Source organism: Sulfuricaulis limicola (genome assembly GCF_002355735.1).
Taxonomy (GTDB): domain Bacteria; phylum Pseudomonadota; class Gammaproteobacteria; order Acidiferrobacterales; family Sulfurifustaceae; genus Sulfuricaulis; species Sulfuricaulis limicola.
The window spans coordinates 412,696-429,209 of sequence record NZ_AP014879.1; the positions used below are offsets into that span (position 1 = coordinate 412,696).

15 protein-coding genes are annotated in these 16,514 nt (G+C 62.0%); 7 read left to right on the forward strand and 8 right to left on the reverse strand.

Annotated elements, in window-relative coordinates; genetic code table 11:
* Positions 1-8: 8 nt before the first annotated feature.
* The gene (locus SCL_RS02060) at positions 9-1,124 is read right to left on the reverse strand and encodes an FIST signal transduction protein (RefSeq protein ID WP_096359529.1); all 1,116 of its coding nucleotides are present in this window, start codon (positions 1,122-1,124) and stop codon (positions 9-11) included.
* 113 nt (positions 1,125-1,237) lie between these two features.
* Here SCL_RS02060 and corA point away from each other — a divergent pair, with 113 nt between their 5' ends.
* Positions 1,238-2,302 carry a magnesium/cobalt transporter CorA gene (corA, locus tag SCL_RS02065; protein ID WP_096359531.1) on the forward strand — a complete coding sequence of 355 codons (1,065 nt, stop codon included), beginning with the start codon at positions 1,238-1,240 and terminating at the stop codon, positions 2,300-2,302.
* Positions 2,303-2,329: 27 nt separating this feature from the next.
* Here corA and SCL_RS02070 read toward each other — a convergent pair whose 3' ends face one another.
* The 7 genes from SCL_RS02070 to SCL_RS02100 form a co-directional block, all read right to left on the reverse strand.
* Positions 2,330-2,668 (reverse strand): STAS domain-containing protein, encoded by a 339-nt coding sequence (locus SCL_RS02070; RefSeq protein WP_096359533.1) that lies wholly within the window; start codon positions 2,666-2,668, stop codon positions 2,330-2,332.
* 57 nt (positions 2,669-2,725) lie between these two features.
* Positions 2,726-3,604, reverse strand: a complete 879-nt coding sequence (locus SCL_RS02075) for an STAS domain-containing protein (RefSeq protein WP_096359535.1) — start codon at positions 3,602-3,604, stop codon at positions 2,726-2,728.
* Positions 3,605-3,606: 2 nt separating this feature from the next.
* Positions 3,607-4,635 (reverse strand): PP2C family protein-serine/threonine phosphatase, encoded by a 1,029-nt coding sequence (locus tag SCL_RS02080; protein WP_096359537.1) that lies wholly within the window; start codon positions 4,633-4,635, stop codon positions 3,607-3,609.
* A 27-nt stretch (positions 4,636-4,662) separates the two neighbouring features.
* A complete protein-coding gene (locus SCL_RS02085) occupies positions 4,663-5,601 on the reverse strand; it encodes a GGDEF domain-containing protein (RefSeq protein ID WP_096359539.1) in 939 nt (312 codons plus the stop codon).
* Positions 5,602-5,842: 241 nt separating this feature from the next.
* Positions 5,843-7,321, reverse strand: coding sequence for a helicase HerA-like domain-containing protein (locus SCL_RS02090; protein ID WP_096359541.1), 1,479 nt, complete (start codon positions 7,319-7,321; stop codon positions 5,843-5,845).
* Positions 7,322-7,331: 10 nt separating this feature from the next.
* Positions 7,332-8,513 carry a pyridoxal-phosphate-dependent aminotransferase family protein gene (locus SCL_RS02095; RefSeq protein WP_096359543.1) on the reverse strand — a complete coding sequence of 394 codons (1,182 nt, stop codon included), beginning with the start codon at positions 8,511-8,513 and terminating at the stop codon, positions 7,332-7,334.
* 107 nt (positions 8,514-8,620) lie between these two features.
* Positions 8,621-9,385 (reverse strand): IclR family transcriptional regulator, encoded by a 765-nt coding sequence (locus SCL_RS02100; protein WP_096359545.1) that lies wholly within the window; start codon positions 9,383-9,385, stop codon positions 8,621-8,623.
* A gap of 205 nt (positions 9,386-9,590) precedes the next feature.
* Between SCL_RS02100 and gcl the strand changes: the two genes are divergently transcribed.
* The 6 genes from gcl to SCL_RS02130 all read left to right on the forward strand — a co-directional run bounded on the left by gcl (position 9,591) and on the right by SCL_RS02130 (position 16,415).
* A complete protein-coding gene (gcl, locus tag SCL_RS02105) occupies positions 9,591-11,354 on the forward strand; it encodes a glyoxylate carboligase (RefSeq protein WP_096359547.1) in 1,764 nt (587 codons plus the stop codon).
* 143 nt (positions 11,355-11,497) lie between these two features.
* Complete coding sequence (hyi, locus tag SCL_RS02110) at positions 11,498-12,280, forward strand: hydroxypyruvate isomerase (protein WP_096359549.1); 783 nt, start codon at positions 11,498-11,500, stop codon at positions 12,278-12,280.
* 126 nt (positions 12,281-12,406) lie between these two features.
* The gene (gene glxR / locus SCL_RS02115; protein ID WP_096359552.1) at positions 12,407-13,285 is read left to right on the forward strand and encodes a 2-hydroxy-3-oxopropionate reductase; all 879 of its coding nucleotides are present in this window, start codon (positions 12,407-12,409) and stop codon (positions 13,283-13,285) included.
* A gap of 175 nt (positions 13,286-13,460) precedes the next feature.
* On the forward strand, positions 13,461-14,687 hold the full coding sequence (gene glcF / locus SCL_RS02120; RefSeq protein WP_096359554.1) for a glycolate oxidase subunit GlcF: 1,227 nt from the start codon (positions 13,461-13,463) through the stop codon (positions 14,685-14,687).
* A 219-nt stretch (positions 14,688-14,906) separates the two neighbouring features.
* Positions 14,907-15,110: a hypothetical protein gene (locus SCL_RS02125; RefSeq protein ID WP_096359556.1), complete on the forward strand. Its 204-nt coding sequence runs from the start codon at positions 14,907-14,909 to the stop codon at positions 15,108-15,110.
* Between the two features lie 279 nt (positions 15,111-15,389).
* Positions 15,390-16,415 (forward strand): Bug family tripartite tricarboxylate transporter substrate binding protein, encoded by a 1,026-nt coding sequence (locus tag SCL_RS02130; protein WP_096359558.1) that lies wholly within the window; start codon positions 15,390-15,392, stop codon positions 16,413-16,415.
* Positions 16,416-16,514: the final 99 nt, after the last annotated feature.

Consider the following 16,514-nt stretch of genomic DNA (forward strand, 5'->3'; position numbering starts at 1 on the left):
CGGTTCGCTCAGGAAAACAGGGTCAATACCCCGGTGAAGCCGTACAGCCGGTTGTGCGAGATCTCGCCGTTGGCGAAAAAGCCCACCAGCGGGATGTCGCCCAGTTCCTGGCGGATCGCCCGCAGTTCCGCCGAGTCGGCGCCGAACATGTGCACCCCGCGACCGAGGCAGGAATAGTACACGCCGCCCTTGGGCCGGCCGCCGAGGCGTGACTTGATGTCGCGCAGCATGCGCAGCAGGTCTTCGTAGGCGGTGCGGATGTCACGCTTGCAGAATATGATGGTGTCACCGGGATTCAAATAGCCGCCCACGGCCAGCAGTTTGTTTTCCGCGTCCACGCCCAGCAGGTTGCGCACCACGTAATCGCCGGTGTCCGAACCCTTGATCGGAAATCCAGCGAAGATATAGCCCGCGGCGCGCCCCGGGTCGCGCGCCAGGACTTCACCCACTTCCTCGTTGAACACGTCGAGTGCCGGCCGGTCGTCGATACGGATGGCGATGTTGTTGCGGCATTCGGTGATCTGGTGTTTCTGTCCCAGCGGCGAGCAGCCCTGGGTGTGGCCGGTGGCGACCGGCACGCGCGAGGAAAACAGCACGCCGGACAGGCCGCCTTCGGTCAGGCCACCGGCGATCTGGAAATTCGGCCCGCGCGAGGAGCTCAGTCCGCCCACCAGGTAACCGTCATTGATGGTCTCGGCAAGCTCGGCGATGAAGGCCGGGGTTTTCGGATTGCGCGGGTCGCCGTGCACCACGGCAAAGCGCGCGTCCGCCTGCTCGCACCAGGCGCGGTGCCCGGAGAATTCGTCGATATCGGATTTGATGGCGGGGAACACGCGGAAGCTGTCTATCGGAAAATCGGCGATCATCAGGCTGAGCGCGGGCAGGTCGTTGTATTCCTGGGCCGTGGCGCACACGCCGACGCCGACGCTGCCGACCCAATTCACGATGTCGGTCTGTTCCTTGAAGAAGCCCAGGATGGCCGGCAGGTCGCCGGCGAGGTGATCGGTGACGTACAGAAAACCCAGGCTGGCCTCCGCGGGAATGTCGCCGATCTGCGCGAGGCAGGCGTTGGCGGCCTGCCGCCAGTCCGCGGCGGTGGCATGTGCCACGCGGAACATGTCCATGACAAATCCCTTTCAAAGAGGATGGGCTGGAGCCCGATGGGAGCGATACTATAGGCAATTGAACAGGGTTAGAACCCGTCCCCCCTCAAACCCCGAAATAAAAAGGTGAATTTATGACCCGGCTCATGCAAAAGCGCTCGCGCAAGACCGGCCTGCCGCCCGGCACGGCCGTGCATATCGGCGAAAAACGAACGGAACGCACGCGCCTCCAGTTGCTGCATTACGACGCTGCGCAAGTGACGGAACGGGAGCTGGAGGGCGTTGAGGAAGGCGTGAACCTGCGCCCGGGGACGGGCGTGACCTGGGTGCATGTCACGGGCGTGCACGACGTGGCCCTGCTCGACCGGCTCGGTCGCGGCTTCGGGCTGCACCCCCTGGTGCTGGAGGATATCTCGAACACCGACCAGCGTCCCAAGTTCGAGGATTACGGCGATTACATCTATGTCGTGCTCAAGATGCTGCACGACGGTACTCAGGGCCAGGAGATCAAGACAGAACAGGTGAGCATCATCTTCGGCAAGGATTACGTGTTGTCGTTCGAAGAGGCCGAGCCCACGGTTTTCGATCCGGTGCGCGAGCGCATCCGCGCCGGACGCGCCCGGACGCGCGAGCGCGGCGCGGATTATCTGGCGTACAGTCTGCTGGATGCCGTGGTGGACAATTATTTCGCGCTGCTGGAACAGGTAGGTGAGCGCATGGAAGAGCTGCATGGCGCGCTGCTGGCGTCGCCATCGCCGCGGATGCAGCAGAGCCTGCATCAGTTGCGGCGCGAGATGGTGTTGCTGCGCAAGTCGGTATGGCCGCTGCGTGAGGTGCTGGGCGGGCTCGAGCGAGGCCAATCCGGGCTCATCGGAAAAGAAACTTACATCTACCTGCGGGACGTGTACGACCACACGGTGCACGTGATCGATACCATTGAAACCTTTCGTGACATGATCGGCGGCCTGATGGACATCTACCTCATGAGCCTGAGCAACCGCATGAACGAGATCATGAAGGTGTTGACCATCATCGCCACCATTTTCATGCCGCTGACATTCATCGCCGGTGTGTACGGCATGAATTTCCGGCATATGCCCGAGTTGGGCTGGGAGTGGGGTTATCCGCTGGTACTGCTGCTGATGGCGACGGCGGCCGGCGGCATGCTGCTGTTCTTCCGCCGCAAGAAATGGATCTGAAAAGATCCAGCCGTTTCCAGGCGGCTTCTACTTGAGGCTGTGGATGTCGAGGGCGCAGCTGAAGGGCGGGGATTGGCTGAGCGTGAGTGACAGCGCGTAGGCCGCCGCCGGCTGCATGTTGACGGTGACCATTTCGACGTTGGCGATACGGCAGGTGGCGTAGAGTTTGGTGAGCCAGGAGTAATACACCTCGTCGATCAGGCGTATGCTCTTGAGGTCGTACACCAGGCGGCGCGCCTCGTGGCGCTGGAGAAACTCCAGTACCGGCGCGACCATGGATTCCGGATTGCTGGGGTCCAGCCCCTCGCCGGGTTCCAGCAGCACGTTGCCATCCCCGATGGGCGTCAGGTGGATGCCTTCAATCATGCCGTTCGGTTCCTGTATTCATGCCGTGGCTCGGTCCTTGCGCGGTGTCGGGGAAGCTTACTTGCCGGGACGGCTCACCTCAATGCTCAGCTGGCGGAACGCCTCTTTCAGGCCTTCGGACAGTTTGGAGCGCGTGGTGACGCTGCTGAGGTCGATGTTGAGGCTGGTCAGGGCGCGCGCGATCTCGGGCCGGATGCCGGTGAGGATGGCGGTGGCGCCCATGAGGCCGGTGGCGCGGATCATCTGGATCAGGTGATGTGACACCTGCGAGTCGATCGCCATCACGCCGGTGACGTCGATCACCACCACGCGCGCGCGGTCCGATTCGATGCGCGACAGCAGTTTTTCCATCACGATCATGGTGCGCGAAGAGTCGAGCGAGCCGATGATGGGCAGCGTCAACACGCCTTCCCAGATCTCGGTGATCGGGGTCGAGGTCTGTTTCAGCTCCTCCTGTTGCGCCTGGATGGTCTTTTCCTTGGTTTCCAGGTAGATGTGAAATACCTCGAGGATGATGTCATTGAAGATCGTTCCGAGCAGCATCAGGATCTCGCGCGATTTTTCGAAGCTGACCGACTTGTCGGCCTCGAGGTTTTCCAGGAAGGTGCTCTGGAGGAAGTGGATGTAGCGCACGAATTCATCCATGTCGCCGCCGCGTACCTGGATTTGTTGCGAGAAGTTGGCGAAGAACTGCCGCAGCGCCTTGTATTCCGCGCCGCGCCGGTCGACTCTGGCGCCCGCCTGCAGCAGCATGGTCAACAGCTCGAGGAATTCGAGGCTGTAATCGTTGATCTCGTTGTTCGAGAGCAGGTTTTTGTGGCCGAAAATGCTTTGCCCCTGCTTCTCGATGATGGCCGAGATCTTGCCCACATTGAGCATGAGCTGCTCGATCAATATCTGGTTGGTGGTTTTTTGCTCCGGTGTTTCCTTGGCCATGACTATTTCCTCATGTTTGGGTTTACGCGAATGGTGAACACGGACCGATCATCGTTTTGCCGGCCCATGACCTGTCCCAGCACCAGCGCGATCAGCTGTGGATGCAGGCGCCACAGGTCGGGAAAGCTGCGCAAGGTCATGCTGCGCCGCAGCCCGTCGGAGGCGGTAATGAGCAGGGCCTGGTCGGGAAAGGGATAAGAGAAGGTTTCCAGCGAGCGGTGGGTATGGCCCAGTACGCCGGGAGAAAACGAGATCGCTTTTTTCTCGCCACAGGAGACGAGGTAGGCGACCATGTCGCCGACGCCGCAGATGGTCATGGTGCGGGTGGCATGGTCCACTTCGCTGATCATGGCCACGGCGCCGCGTGTCCCCTGCAGCCGGGTGCTCAGGCGCTGCATCAATCCGTCCACCGGTGTTTCAGCGTCGAGAAAATGGCCGATGCCTGTCACGACTTCCTCGGCCTCGCGCCCATGACCGAGACCGTCCATGTGCAGCCAGCGGGTTTTGGACTCTCCGGTGCGGACCTGAATCAGGTCGCCGTTGAAGTTGCTGTCCAGGTAGGCGCGCGTATAACTGCCGAGATCGTGAAAATATCCCGGATCGCGGTCCTCGCGATAAAAGCGCGACCACACGGCGGTGCCGTGCCAGTCCGAATTCCTGGCATGTTCGGCCGGCAGACTGTAGATCTCGCTGTCATCGGACAGGCGCCGGATGGCGCCCAGGCCCTTGCCCATGGTGCCGGCGGTGGTATAGCCGTCCTGGACGGCGCTCGACACGTTGAGAATGCCCTTGCCGTAATCGAAGGCAAACAGGTCCAGCGCCGGTGCGGGGTCGCTGATTTCCCAGATCTGCACCAGACCGTTGCCTTCGGCGAATTTGTTCTGGTTCGTCACCATTTCATTGCACACCAGCTCCATATGCTCGCGCTGGAGATCACCGAAACCCATTCTTCGCGACACGGCGCGCAGTTTCGAGCGCAGCAGCACCACACCGCTGTCTCCCTTCGCTCCCTGCTCGATGAGCAATTTCATTTCGTCCCTTGAGCTGCTTTTCTTTTTTCAAACCGCGTTGGCCCTGGCTTCCTGGACCTCGTCGGTGACGAAGCGTCCGCGTCCCTGATGCTTGGCCTCGTACAAGGCGGCATCCGCGCGCCCCACCAGTTTCTCGATGCTTTCCGCCTCACGCATCCGGGCGATGCCGATACTGCACCGGTTCTCGAACAGGCCGAGAATCTTGCCGGCGACGCGCCTGGCGATCGCCAGGTCGGAATAAAGAATGATGGCGAACTCGTCGCCGCCGATGCGGCAGGCGTGATCCACGTGTTCGCGCACGCTGGCGCGCATGGCATTGGCCATTTTTTTCAGGTACTCGTCCCCGTACTGATGGCCGTGGGTGTCGTTGATTTCCTTGAACTTGTCGAGATCGAGCATCATGAGGCAGAGTTGCTCGCCCTGGTGCTTGCAGCGCAGGAAGGCCTCGCGCAGGCGGGTGTCGTAACCGCTGCGGTTGTACAGGCCCGTCAGGGCGTCGGTCTGGGCGGCGAGGATGGATTTGTTGAGCTCGGTTTTTTTCATCTCGAGCAGGGTTTCGAGCTCCTCCATTTCGGTGCGCGCGCGCTGTTTGGCGCTTTCGAGGTCGGCGATGATCTGTTCGTTGCGCCGCTTGAGCAGCGTGGAGTCGGTGGACTCACTGGCGTTTTTCAGCTGCGTGGCGAGCGCCGCGACCCGCTCGGTGGCCGGCGGCTGCGTCAGGGTGGCGAGCGGTTGGCGCGTCTCGCCCCAGGCGAGACAAAGGTGGAGATCATGCAGGACGAGATTGACCTCCACCGGCAGGCGCGCCTTGGCGCAATCCGCGCGCAACTGGCGCAACACCGCCTCAAGTGTGTTGGCCGAGGCGAAAACATTGCCGCCGAGCGCCTCGACGGCATCCATGGCAAAGCGCGCCAGACGCTGCCGGTCGGGCTCGACGATGATGGTCAATGTCAGCAGATTCTGCATCTTTAGTTGTTCAGGGGCCGCGACCCTGCGGTCATTTGTCCGGAACTCCAGCAAATACACTGATTTATAGTGAGTGTAGTGCATAGGTCATGCCAGCCTGAGCGCCCGGGTCTGGCACGAAAAGCCCGGAATTCGCGGCCAAATGCGCGGGGATCGGGGGCGCCGGAGGGGTGGGGGAGCAGGGATTGGTCTGCCGGGCGGCGGCGGACAGGGGCAGGCGGGGGTTATCCCCCGGTAAAGGCTAGCGCTTGCCGCCCAGCAGGGAACCCAGCACGCCGCGGATCAGGTTGCGGCCGATCTGGCTGCCGATGGAGCGGGCCGCGCTTTTGACCATGGCCTCGGCCGCGCCTTCGCGCCGGCCACCGCGCGGACCGGTGGAGCCGAGCAGGCTGTCCAGCAATCCGCCGCCGCTTTTTTCGGGCGCCGCGGCAGCGGGCACAGCAGTCTGGGCCGCGCGTTGCTTCAGGATTTCGTAGGCCGATTCACGATCAACGGTTTTTTCGTACTGACCCTTGACGGCGGAGGCGTCGAGCAGGCCCTGGCGCTCGGCGGCGCTGAGCGGACCGAGCCGGCTCTGCGGCGGGCAGACGAAGGCGCGCTCGACGATACCCGGACTGCCTTTCTCGTCCAGCAGCGACACCAGCGCCTCGCCCACGCCCAGCTCGGTGATGACGGATTCGATCTTGAGTTTGGGGTTGGCGCGAAAGGTTTCGGCCGCGGCGCGCACCGCTTTCTGGTCGCGCGGCGTGAAGGCGCGCAGCGCGTGCTGCACGCGGTTGCCGAGCTGGCCCAGCACCTGGTCCGGGATGTCGAGCGGATTCTGCGACACGAAAAACACACCCACGCCCTTGGAGCGGATCAGGCGCACGACCTGCTCGATCTTTTCCAGCAGCGCCGTCGGCGCGTCGTCGAACAGCAGGTGCGCCTCGTCGAAGAAAAACACCAGTTTCGGCTTGTCGCGGTCGCCGACCTCGGGCAACTGCTCGAACAATTCCGCCAGCAGCCACAACAGGAAGGTGGCATAGACCTTGGGCGACTGCATGAGTCTGTCGGCGGCGAGGATGTTGATCACGCCGCGACCGTCCTGCGTCTGCATCAGGTCGTCGAGGTTCAGCGCCGGTTCGCCGAAAAACTTTTCCGCGCCCTGGTTCTCCAGCGTCAGCAGCGCGCGCTGGATGGCGCCGACCGAAGCCCCGGAAATGTTGCCGTAGGCGGTGGTGAAGTCCTTGGCGTTGTCGCCGACATGCTGGGCCATGCTGCGCAGGTCCTTGAGGTCGAGCAGCAGCCAGCCGTTGTCGTCGGCGATTTTGAAGATGAGATTGAGCACGCCTTCCTGCGTGTCGTTGAGATTGAGCAGGCGCGACAGCAGCAGCGGCCCCATCTCGGAGACCGTGGCGCGCACCGGGTGCCCCTGCTCGCCGAACACGTCCCACAGCGTTACCGGGAATCCCTGGTAGGCGAAGCCCTCGGGCTTCAGCAGCTTGACGCGTTCTTCCACCTTGGGATTGCCGCCGCCTTTCTGGCTGACGCCGGCCAGGTCGCCCTTGACGTCGGCCATGAACACCGGCACGCCGATGGCGCTCAAGCGCTCGGCCATCACTTGCAGCGTGACGGTTTTGCCGGTGCCGGTGGCGCCCGCAATCATCCCATGGCGGTTGGCCATTTTCGGCAGGAGGTGAATCCATTCCCTGCTTTTGGCGATCGGCAGCGGTTCGGTCATGGGAGTTTCCTCAGTTCGGTACCGCCACGTTTTGCGCGGCGTTCATGGCCACGCCGGTGCGAATCGGGGCGCGCATGTCGGCCAGCACGGCCTCGAGCGCTTCCAGACAGTACATGACGTTTTTCATGTTGGCGCCGTAGCCCATGAGGCCGATGCGTATGATCCTGCCGGCGAGCGCCCCGAGGCCGGCGCCGATTTCGAGATTGTAATCGTTCAGCAGGCGGTTGCGCAGCACGGCCTCGTCCACGCCTTCCGGCACCACGATGGCGTTCAGCTGCGGCAGGCGCGCCGATTCCCTGACGAGGAAGGACAGCCCCATGGCTTCGATGCCCGAGCGCAGCGCCAGATGCTGATGCCGGTGTCGCGCCCAGGAATGTTCCAGCCCTTCTTCCTGCAGCATCGCCAGCGCTTCGTGCAGCCCATATAAGGTATTGATCGGGGCGGTGTGGTGATAGGCGCGCTTGCCCGAGCCCCAGTAGCCCATCACCAGATTGAGATCGAGGAACCAGCTTTGCACCCGGGTTTTGCGCTGCTTGATCTTGTCCACCGCGCGGTCGTTCATCGTGAGCGGCGCCAGGCCCGGGGTGCAGGACAGGCATTTCTGCGAGCCGGAGTAGACGGCGTCGAGGCCCCACTCATCCACCTTCAGGGGCGAGCCGCCGAGCGAGGTTACGGTGTCCACGATGGTCAGGCAGTCATGGTGGCGCGCGATACCGGCGAGCGTCTTGGCGTCCGATTGCACGCCGGTGGAAGTCTCGGCATGCACGAAGGCGACGATTCTGGCATCACGGTGGGTCTTGAGCGCATCCTCGAGTTTGTCCGGGCTCACCGGCGTGCCCATGGCATCCTCGACCACGATCGGCACGCCGCCGGCGCGCTCGATGTTTTCCTTCATGCGTGCGCCGAATACGCCGTTGATGCACACGACGACTTTTTCACCCGGCTCCACCAGGTTGACGAAGCAGGCCTCCATGCCGGCCGAGGCGGGCGCGGAAATGGGAATGGTCAAGGCATTGCCGGTCTGGAAGGCGTACTGCAGCAGCCCCTTGATCTCCTCCATCATGGCGATGAAGGCGGGGTCGAGGTGGCCGATGGTCGGGCGCGCCATGGCCGTGAGCACGCGCGGATGCACGTCCGAGGGTCCCGGTCCCATCAGGGTGCGAACCGGGGGATTGAAGGATGTGTAACTCATGCTTTATGTCGTTCCGGGGCTGCGGGAAGCGCGCAGTATAGAGTCATTGCGCATGGGCGCAAACCGGCTGCGCCCCGGATGCGTGCAATGTGTAAATACGGGTAAATTCAGGACTTGGCAGAGTAACCGAGTCGGGCGGACAGGTCGGCGCCGGCCTTCTTGATCAGGGCCACCCAGGATTGCTGGCGCCGTTCGTGCGGCGCCGAGATGGAAAGGCCCGCCACCATGGTCCCGTGGGCGTCGCGCACCGGCACGCCGATGCAGCTCACGCCCTGTTCCGCCTCCTCGTTGTCGAGCGCATAACCCTGCTTGGGCGCGTTGGCGATCTGGGCCCAGAGCTTGGTGACCTGGGTATGGGTGTTGGCGGTGTAGCGCGGCAGGCCGGTGCGCCGCGCGTACTCGCGCGTGGCCTTCTCGCCGCTGCCGGCGAGAAACAGCTTGCCCACCGCGGTCACGTGCAGCGGCGCGCGGCTGCCGATCACCTGCTCCACGCGCATCATGCGGTTGGGCGCGACGCGCTCGACGTACACGACTTCGTCGCCTTCGCGTACGGTGAGGTTCACGGTTTCGCCCACCTGCGCGCACAGTGCCTCCATGATCGGCTTGGCCTCGCGCAGCAGGTCGACCTTGCCGTGCACGTGACTGCCGAAGTGCAGCAGCTTCACGCCCAGCGCGTAGCGGCCGGCGGAGGTGCGCTCCACCAGCCCGTGACTGGCGAGCGCGTTGAGGATGCGGAAGGCGGTGGAGGGATGCAGCCGGGTTTCGGCCGACAGGAATTTCAGGCTGGCCGGTTCCGGGTGCGTGGTGATGGCTTCCAGCAGCGCGGTGACGCGGTCGATGACCTGGATGGAGGAGGCGGCGGCTTTTGGCATATTTCGTATAATGAAATCGATTATGTATTGTGAAATATGCTAACCTGCGTTAGCCTTTCGTGCAAGCCCGGTGGCGATCGCCGGCGGGCGGACAGGCTTCCTGCTGGATTTCCCCTGAAGACGATGGTAAGACGGGCGAGCGCAGCGAGCAGGGATCACTTTTCGAAGCACAATTCCGTGTCGTGATATACCGAGGAAACAAGCCATGGCAAAAATGACCGCAACCGAAGCGGCGATACGCGTGATGGAAAGCGAAGGCGTCGAGCTGACGTTCGGCGTTCCGGGCGCCGCGATCCTGCCGCTGTATCAGGCGATGAACGGGAGCAAGATCAAGCACGTGCTGGTGCGCCACGAGGAAGGCGGGACCCACGCCGCGGAAGGTTACACGCGCGCCGCCAGCGGCCGCATCGGCGTCTGCATCGGCACCTCCGGTCCGGCCGGCACCAACATGATCACCGGCCTGTACTCGGCCATGGCCGACAGCATTCCGATCCTGTGCATCACCGGCCAGGCGCCGCGCGCCAAGCTGCACAAGGAAGATTTCCAGGCAGTCGACATCGCCGCCATCGCCAAGCCCGTGACCAAGTGGGCCATCACCGTCATGGAAGCGGCGCAGGTGCCGCGCGCCTTCCGCCAGGCGTTTCATCTCATGCGTTCGGGTCGTCCCGGTCCGGTCTTGATCGATTTGCCAATCGATGTTCAGAAAGAAATCATCGAGTACGATCCGGAGTCCGATTTCCCGCTGGAGGTGTTCAAGCCGCGCCCGCACCGCAAGCAGATTGAGAAGGCGCTCGACATGATGATGGCGGCGCAGCGGCCGCTGATCATCGCCGGTGGCGGCATCATCAATGCCGAGGCTTCGGACCTGCTGGTGGAGCTGGCCGAACTGACCCAGACGCCGGTCATTCCGACGCTCATGGGCTGGGGCAGCATCCCCGACGATCATGCACTGAACGCCGGCATGATGGGTCTGCAGACCCAGCACCGCTATGGCAACGCCACCTTCCTGCGCAGCGACTTCGTGCTCGGCATCGGCAACCGCTGGGCCAACCGCCAGACCGGCAGCCTCGACGTTTACACCAAGGGGCGCAAGTTCGTGCACGTCGACATCGATCCGATGCAGATCGGCCGCGTGTTCTGCCCCGATCTCGGCATCGTCGGCGACGCCAAGTATGCGCTCGAGGAATTCGTCGCGGCGGCACGCGCGCGCAAGCAGGCCGGCAAGATCACGAACCGCCAGCACTGGATCGCGGAGGTGCAGGAACGCAAGTACACCATGCAGCGGCGCACCGATTTCGACAACGTGCCGATCAAGCCGCAGCGCGTGTTCCAGGAAATCAACAACGTGTTCGGCGACGACACCTGTTTCGTCACCGCCATCGGCCTGTACCAGATCGCCTCGGGCCAGTTCCAGAAGGTCAACAAGCCGCGCAACTACATCGTCTGCGGCCAGGCCGGTCCGCTGGGCTGGGAAATCTCGGCCTGCACCGGCGCCAAGCTGGCCGATCCGGACAAGGAGGTCGTGGGCGTGGTCGGCGACTATTCGTTCCAGTTCCTGATCGAGGAGCTCGCGGTCGCGGCCCAGCACCATGTGCCGTTCGTGATGGTGCTGATCAACAACTCCTACCTTGGGCTGATCCGCCAGGCCGAGATCGCCTACAAGATGGACTACGAGGTGCAGCTGAGCTTCAACAACATCAACTGCCCGGAGATCGGCGACTACGGCGTGGACCACGTCAAGGCCGTGCAGGCCATGGGCTGTCTGGCCACGCGCATCTTCGATCCGAAACTCATGGCGCCCGCCTTCGAGGAGGCGCGCCGCCTGAGTAAGGAAAAGCGCGTGCCGGTCGTGGTCGAGGTGATCACCGAGCGCGTGACCAATATCTCCATGGGCCCGGAGATCGACAAGATCAACGAGTTCGAGGAGATTCTCGACCGCAAGCCGGCGAAGAAAACCGAAGCGGCCTGAAAAAGCCGAACTTAATGAATATGATTTTGAACCGCCAAGACGCCAAGAACGCCAGGTTTTTAAATTAAAAAAGCCTTTCTTGGCGACCTTGGCGTCTTGGCGGTTAATTTCTTTTTTGTCAGGAATTCTAGGAAGGAAAAACCATGCCCAAATTCGCCGCCAACCTGACCATGCTGTACAACGAGGTCGATTTCCCCGACCGCTTCGAGGCCGCTGCCCGCGATGGCTTCAAGGGCGTCGAGTACCTGTTTCCCTATGCTTACGATAAAAACCAGCTCGCGGACAAGCTCAAGACACACAAGCTGACGCAGGTGTTGCACAACCTGCCGGCGGGCGACTGGGGCGCGGGCGAGCGCGGCATCGGCTGTCTGCCGGCGCGCGTCGGCGAATTCCAGGACGGCGTCGGCAAGGCCATCGAGTACGCCACCGCGCTGGGATGCAAGCAGGTCAACTGCCTCGCCGGGATCGCGCCGAAGGACGCCAAGCCGGACGCGCTGCGTAAGACCTTCGTCGAAAATCTGAAATTCGCTGCCGGCAAGCTCAAGGCCGCCGGCATTCGGCTCCTGATCGAGCCGATCAACACCTTCGACATCCCGGGCTTTTATCTCTCGCGCACGGCGCAGGCGCTGGAAATCATGAACGATGTCGGTTCGGACGACCTGTTTCTGCAATACGACGTGTACCACATGCAGCGCATGGAGGGTGAACTGGCGGCGAGCCTGAAGAACCATCTCGCGCGTATCCGCCACATCCAGATCGCGGATAACCCTGGTCGTAATGAACCCGGCACCGGCGAAATCAATTACTCATTCCTTTTCAAACATATCGACCAGATCGGTTACGACGGCTGGATCGGCTGCGAGTACAAGCCGGCGGGCAAGACCAGCGCCTGCCTCGGCTGGGCCGCGGCGTATCTGTCGCGTTAACATCTTAAGTGAATGGACAGGATTAACAGGATTTACAGGATTAAAAAATTTGTGAAATAAAAATCATGTTAATCCTGTGAATCCTGTCTAATTTTTCTTTTTTATGGGTTTTTTAGGAGAACAACCATGAAAATCGGATTTATCGGTCTCGGCATCATGGGCCGCCCCATGGCCCAGAATCTTATGAAGGGCGGTCACACCCTGTACCTGTTCAGCCGCTCGGGCGTGCCCCAGGACCTGGTCGGCAACCAGGGCATCGCCTGCAAGACCGCCAAAGAAGTGGCCCAGAACGCCGAGGTGATCATCACCATGGTGCCGGACACGCCGCACGTGGAGTCCGTGCTGTTCGGCAAGGACGGCGTGGCCGAGGGCCTGTCCGCGGGCAAGATCGTGGTGGACATGAGTTCGATTGCGCCGCTCGAAACCAAGAAATTCGCCGAGCGGATTAACAAGCTCGGTTGCGAATACATCGACGCCCCGGTGTCCGGCGGCGAAGTCGGCGCCAAGAACGCCGCGCTCACCATCATGTGCGGCGGTACCGAGGCCGCCTTCGCCAAGGTGAAACCCTTGTTCGAATTGATGGGCAAGAACATCACGCTGGTGGGTGGCAACGGCGACGGCCAGACCTGCAAGGTGGCCAACCAGATCATCGTGGCGCTGACCATCGAGGCGGTGGGCGAGGCGCTGCTGTTCGCCTCCAAGGCCGGGGCCGATCCGGCCAAGGTGCGCCAGGCCCTGATGGGCGGCTTCGCCTCGTCGAAAATCCTCGAAGTGCACGGCGAGCGCATGATCAAGCGCACCTTCAATCCCGGCTTCCGCATCGAGCTGCACCAGAAGGATTTGAACCTGGCGCTGTCGGGCGCGCGTGCGCTCCACATCAGCCTGCCCAACACGGCCACCTGCCAGGAGCTGTTCAATGCCTGCGCCGCCAACGGCGGCAGCGCCTGGGACCACTCGGCCATGGTGCGAGCGCTGGAAATGCTGGCCAAGCACGAAATCAAATAAGGAAGGTATGATTATTTGATTTTGAACCGCCAAGAACGCCAAGTTTTTAAATTAAATAACTGCTTTTCTTGGCGACCTTGGCGTCTTGGCGGTTAATCTCTTTTTTAAATAGAACTTCCATCATGATTTAGGTATCGTTCGGCCATCCGCCAACGCCACCCACGCCGCGCGCACCATGCAAACCGCCCTGGCCGATTTCATCCGCGACACGCCGCAGGGCATCGAGGCCGATGCCGTGCTGCGCACCTGCGTGCACTGCGGCATGTGCAACGCCACCTGTCCAACCTACCAACTGCTGGGCGACGAGCTCGACGGTCCGCGCGGGCGCATTTACCTGATCAAGCAGATGCTCGAAGGCGCCACGGTCACGCGCAGCACCCTGACGCATCTGGACCGCTGCCTCACCTGCCGCAATTGCGAGACCACCTGTCCCTCGGGCGTGCAGTATCACAAGTTGCTGGATATTGGCCGCACCCTCGTCGAGCAGAAAGTGGAACGCGGCCGTTTCGATCAATTGAAACGCTGGTTGCTGCGGGCCGTCATTCCCTATCCGGCACGCTTCACGCCGTTGTTGCGGCTGGGGCAGCTGGTGCGTCCGCTGTTGCCGCCTTTTCTCAAGCGTTCCGTGCCGCCGCGCCAATCGGCGGCTCCGTGGCCGGCGACGGCGCATGCACGCACGATGCTGGTACTCGAAGGTTGCGCCCAGCCCGCCATCGCGCCCAACATCAATGCCGCCGCCGCGCGCGTGCTCGACCGGCTCGGCATCCGTCTGGTCGCCGCTTCCGGCGCCGGCTGCTGCGGCGCGGCCAGCCACCATACCTCCGGCGTGGACCAGGGCCTGGACTTTGCGCGCCGCAACATCGACGCCTGGTGGCCGCATGTCGAATCCGGCGCCGAGGCCATCGTCATGACCGCGAGCGGTTGCGGCGTGCACGTGAAGGAGTACGGCCAGTTCTTGAAAAGCGATCGCGTGTACGCAACCAAAGCCAAAAAAATTTCCGAATTAACGAAAGACATCAGTGAAATTCTGGCGCGCGAGGATTTTTCGAAACTGTCTTCAGGCGCGCAACCGGAAATGAAGGTCGCTTTCCATGCCCCGTGTTCGCTGCAACACGGACAGAAACTGAACGGCGTCGTGGAAAAAATCCTGCGCGGCGCCGGTTTGACCCTGGTCGCCGTGCCGGACGGTCATCTCTGCTGCGGTTCGGCGGGAACCTATTCCATCTTGCAGCAGGATCTTGCGCAGCGGCTGCTCCGCAACAAGGTCGGCGCCCTGGAATCAGGCGGTCCCGACCTCATCGCCACGGCCAACATCGGCTGTCTCGCGCATATCCAGAGCGGGACGAAGCTGCCGGTGCGGCACTGGATCGAGGTGCTGGACGCCTCCGTCTCTCCGCGCTGAGAAACCATTTATCGTGATCTGATCGGTGTTATCCCCGTTTCCGGGCCGTATCCTTGCTCCCGGAGGCCGGGAAACCGCGCATAATCAGTCAGTTGCCAGATTACCCTGCCGGCCTTGTGGCACCCCCTTTCAGACCGCATATAAACGCAGTCAAATATGGTCTATATAAGTAATGGCTAAAGTACTCATTCACATCTTTTCAAGTATCACGGAACGAACATGAAACTGCTGTTGGACAATCTGTTTTATCTGGGCCAGATCGCCAGTCTCGTCGGACTTGGCTGGGGTGCGTGGCTGGTTCTGCGTGAATATCTGATGGATACCGTCTGCCACGGCGTCTGCCTTGGACGCAAAGTCTCCGGCCTGAGTCTGTCGCTCGCGTGCTGCCTGTTGCATCCCTTTCGCCGGACGGTGCGGGTCTGACCCGCGCCGCTCCCCTCATCGTTTTCACCATATAAAAAAGCGTTTCATTGGGTGCTCAAGGTTCTTGAGTTGCCCGACTTCTCCCGTTACATTGAGTCACGGGACCACCGGACATTCCAAAATCGTTCATCTTCGCGTCAGTCGATAGCCGGAGGCGTGCATCACACCGGGATCCCGCCGTCAGGCAATGCTGTCTGAATCGACAAATGCCGCGGGAAATCGCGGTGTCGCCGGCGACGCAAAACGACAGAAATAACCGCAACAAGGACAGGAGGCATAATGCAAACCAATACCACAGGTATCTTATGCAGCACCTTGGCCAGGACGTGCGTCGCCGCCGCGGCCACGCTGGGCCTGCTGGCTCCGGCAGCAGCCGCGGGCTGGGAGCCGACCAAACCGGTGGAGTTCGTCATTCCCGCCGGCACCGGCGGCGGCGCTGACCAGATGGCGCGCTTCATCCAGGGCATGGTCACCAAGCACAACCTGATGAAGCAGCCGATGGTGGTGGTCAACAAGTCGGGCGGCGCGGGCGGCGAGGGTTTTCTTTACGTCAAGGAACACAACGGCGATCCGCACAAGATCATCATCACCCTGAGCAACCTGTTCACCACGCCGCTGGCGACCGGCATTCCGTTCAACTGGAAGGAGCTGACGCCGGTGTCGATGCTGGCGCTCGACGAGTTCGTGCTGTGGGTCAACGCCGAAGCGCCGTACAAGACCGCCAAGGAATATCTTGACGCGGTGAAGGCCGGCGGCGACAACCAGTTCAAGATGGCCGGCACCGGCTCGAAGCAGGAAGACCAGATCATCACGGTCGCGCTCGACAAGTTCACCGGCAAGAAATTCACCTACGTTCCATTCAAGGGCGGCGGTGACGTCGCCGTGCAGCTGGTCGGCGGTCACGTGAATTCCAGCGTGAACAATCCGATCGAGGCCGTGGCCCACTGGCGCGCCGGCAAGCTGCGTCCGCTGTGCGTGTTCGACGACAAGCGCATGCCGTACAAGGAAAAGGTCACCGACACCATGGCCTGGAGCGACATTCCCACCTGCATGGAGTCCGGCGTGAAAGTGGACTACCTGATGCTGCGCGGCATTTTCATGCCCGGCGGCGTCAGCCAGGACCAGGTGAATTACTACATCAACCTGTTCAAGCAGGTGCGCGCGCTGCCGGAGTGGAAGGAGTTCATGGAGAAGGGCGCGTTCAACCAGAGCTTCATGACCGGCAAGGAATACGCCGGCTGGGTGGAGAAGGCAGAGGCGACTCATAAAACGCTGATGAAGGACGCCGGATTTCTCGCACAGTAACAATACCGGCTGGTAAAGACGTCGAGCAACAAATGGAACAGGGTGAAGATTGTCGTCAGGTCTTCACCCTGTTTTTTGTCCCGGCGCGGGATGTGACGG

Bases quoted from the DNA above. Each gene is read 5' to 3' on its own strand.
- SCL_RS02060 (WP_096359529.1), bottom strand. From the start codon at position 1,124: ATGGACATGTTCCGCGTGGCACATGCCACCGCCGCGGACTGGCGGCAG.
- corA (WP_096359531.1), top strand. From the start codon at position 1,238: ATGACCCGGCTCATGCAAAAGCGCTCGCGCAAGACCGGCCTGCCGCCC.
- SCL_RS02070 (WP_096359533.1), bottom strand. From the start codon at position 2,668: ATGATTGAAGGCATCCACCTGACGCCCATCGGGGATGGCAACGTGCTG.
- SCL_RS02075 (WP_096359535.1), bottom strand. From the start codon at position 3,604: ATGGCCAAGGAAACACCGGAGCAAAAAACCACCAACCAGATATTGATC.
- SCL_RS02080 (WP_096359537.1), bottom strand. From the start codon at position 4,635: ATGAAATTGCTCATCGAGCAGGGAGCGAAGGGAGACAGCGGTGTGGTG.
- SCL_RS02085 (WP_096359539.1), bottom strand. From the start codon at position 5,601: ATGCAGAATCTGCTGACATTGACCATCATCGTCGAGCCCGACCGGCAG.
- SCL_RS02090 (WP_096359541.1), bottom strand. From the start codon at position 7,321: ATGACCGAACCGCTGCCGATCGCCAAAAGCAGGGAATGGATTCACCTC.
- SCL_RS02095 (WP_096359543.1), bottom strand. From the start codon at position 8,513: ATGAGTTACACATCCTTCAATCCCCCGGTTCGCACCCTGATGGGACCG.
- SCL_RS02100 (WP_096359545.1), bottom strand. From the start codon at position 9,385: ATGCCAAAAGCCGCCGCCTCCTCCATCCAGGTCATCGACCGCGTCACC.
- gcl (WP_096359547.1), top strand. From the start codon at position 9,591: ATGGCAAAAATGACCGCAACCGAAGCGGCGATACGCGTGATGGAAAGC.
- hyi (WP_096359549.1), top strand. From the start codon at position 11,498: ATGCCCAAATTCGCCGCCAACCTGACCATGCTGTACAACGAGGTCGAT.
- glxR (WP_096359552.1), top strand. From the start codon at position 12,407: ATGAAAATCGGATTTATCGGTCTCGGCATCATGGGCCGCCCCATGGCC.
- glcF (WP_096359554.1), top strand. From the start codon at position 13,461: ATGCAAACCGCCCTGGCCGATTTCATCCGCGACACGCCGCAGGGCATC.
- SCL_RS02125 (WP_096359556.1), top strand. From the start codon at position 14,907: ATGAAACTGCTGTTGGACAATCTGTTTTATCTGGGCCAGATCGCCAGT.
- SCL_RS02130 (WP_096359558.1), top strand. From the start codon at position 15,390: ATGCAAACCAATACCACAGGTATCTTATGCAGCACCTTGGCCAGGACG.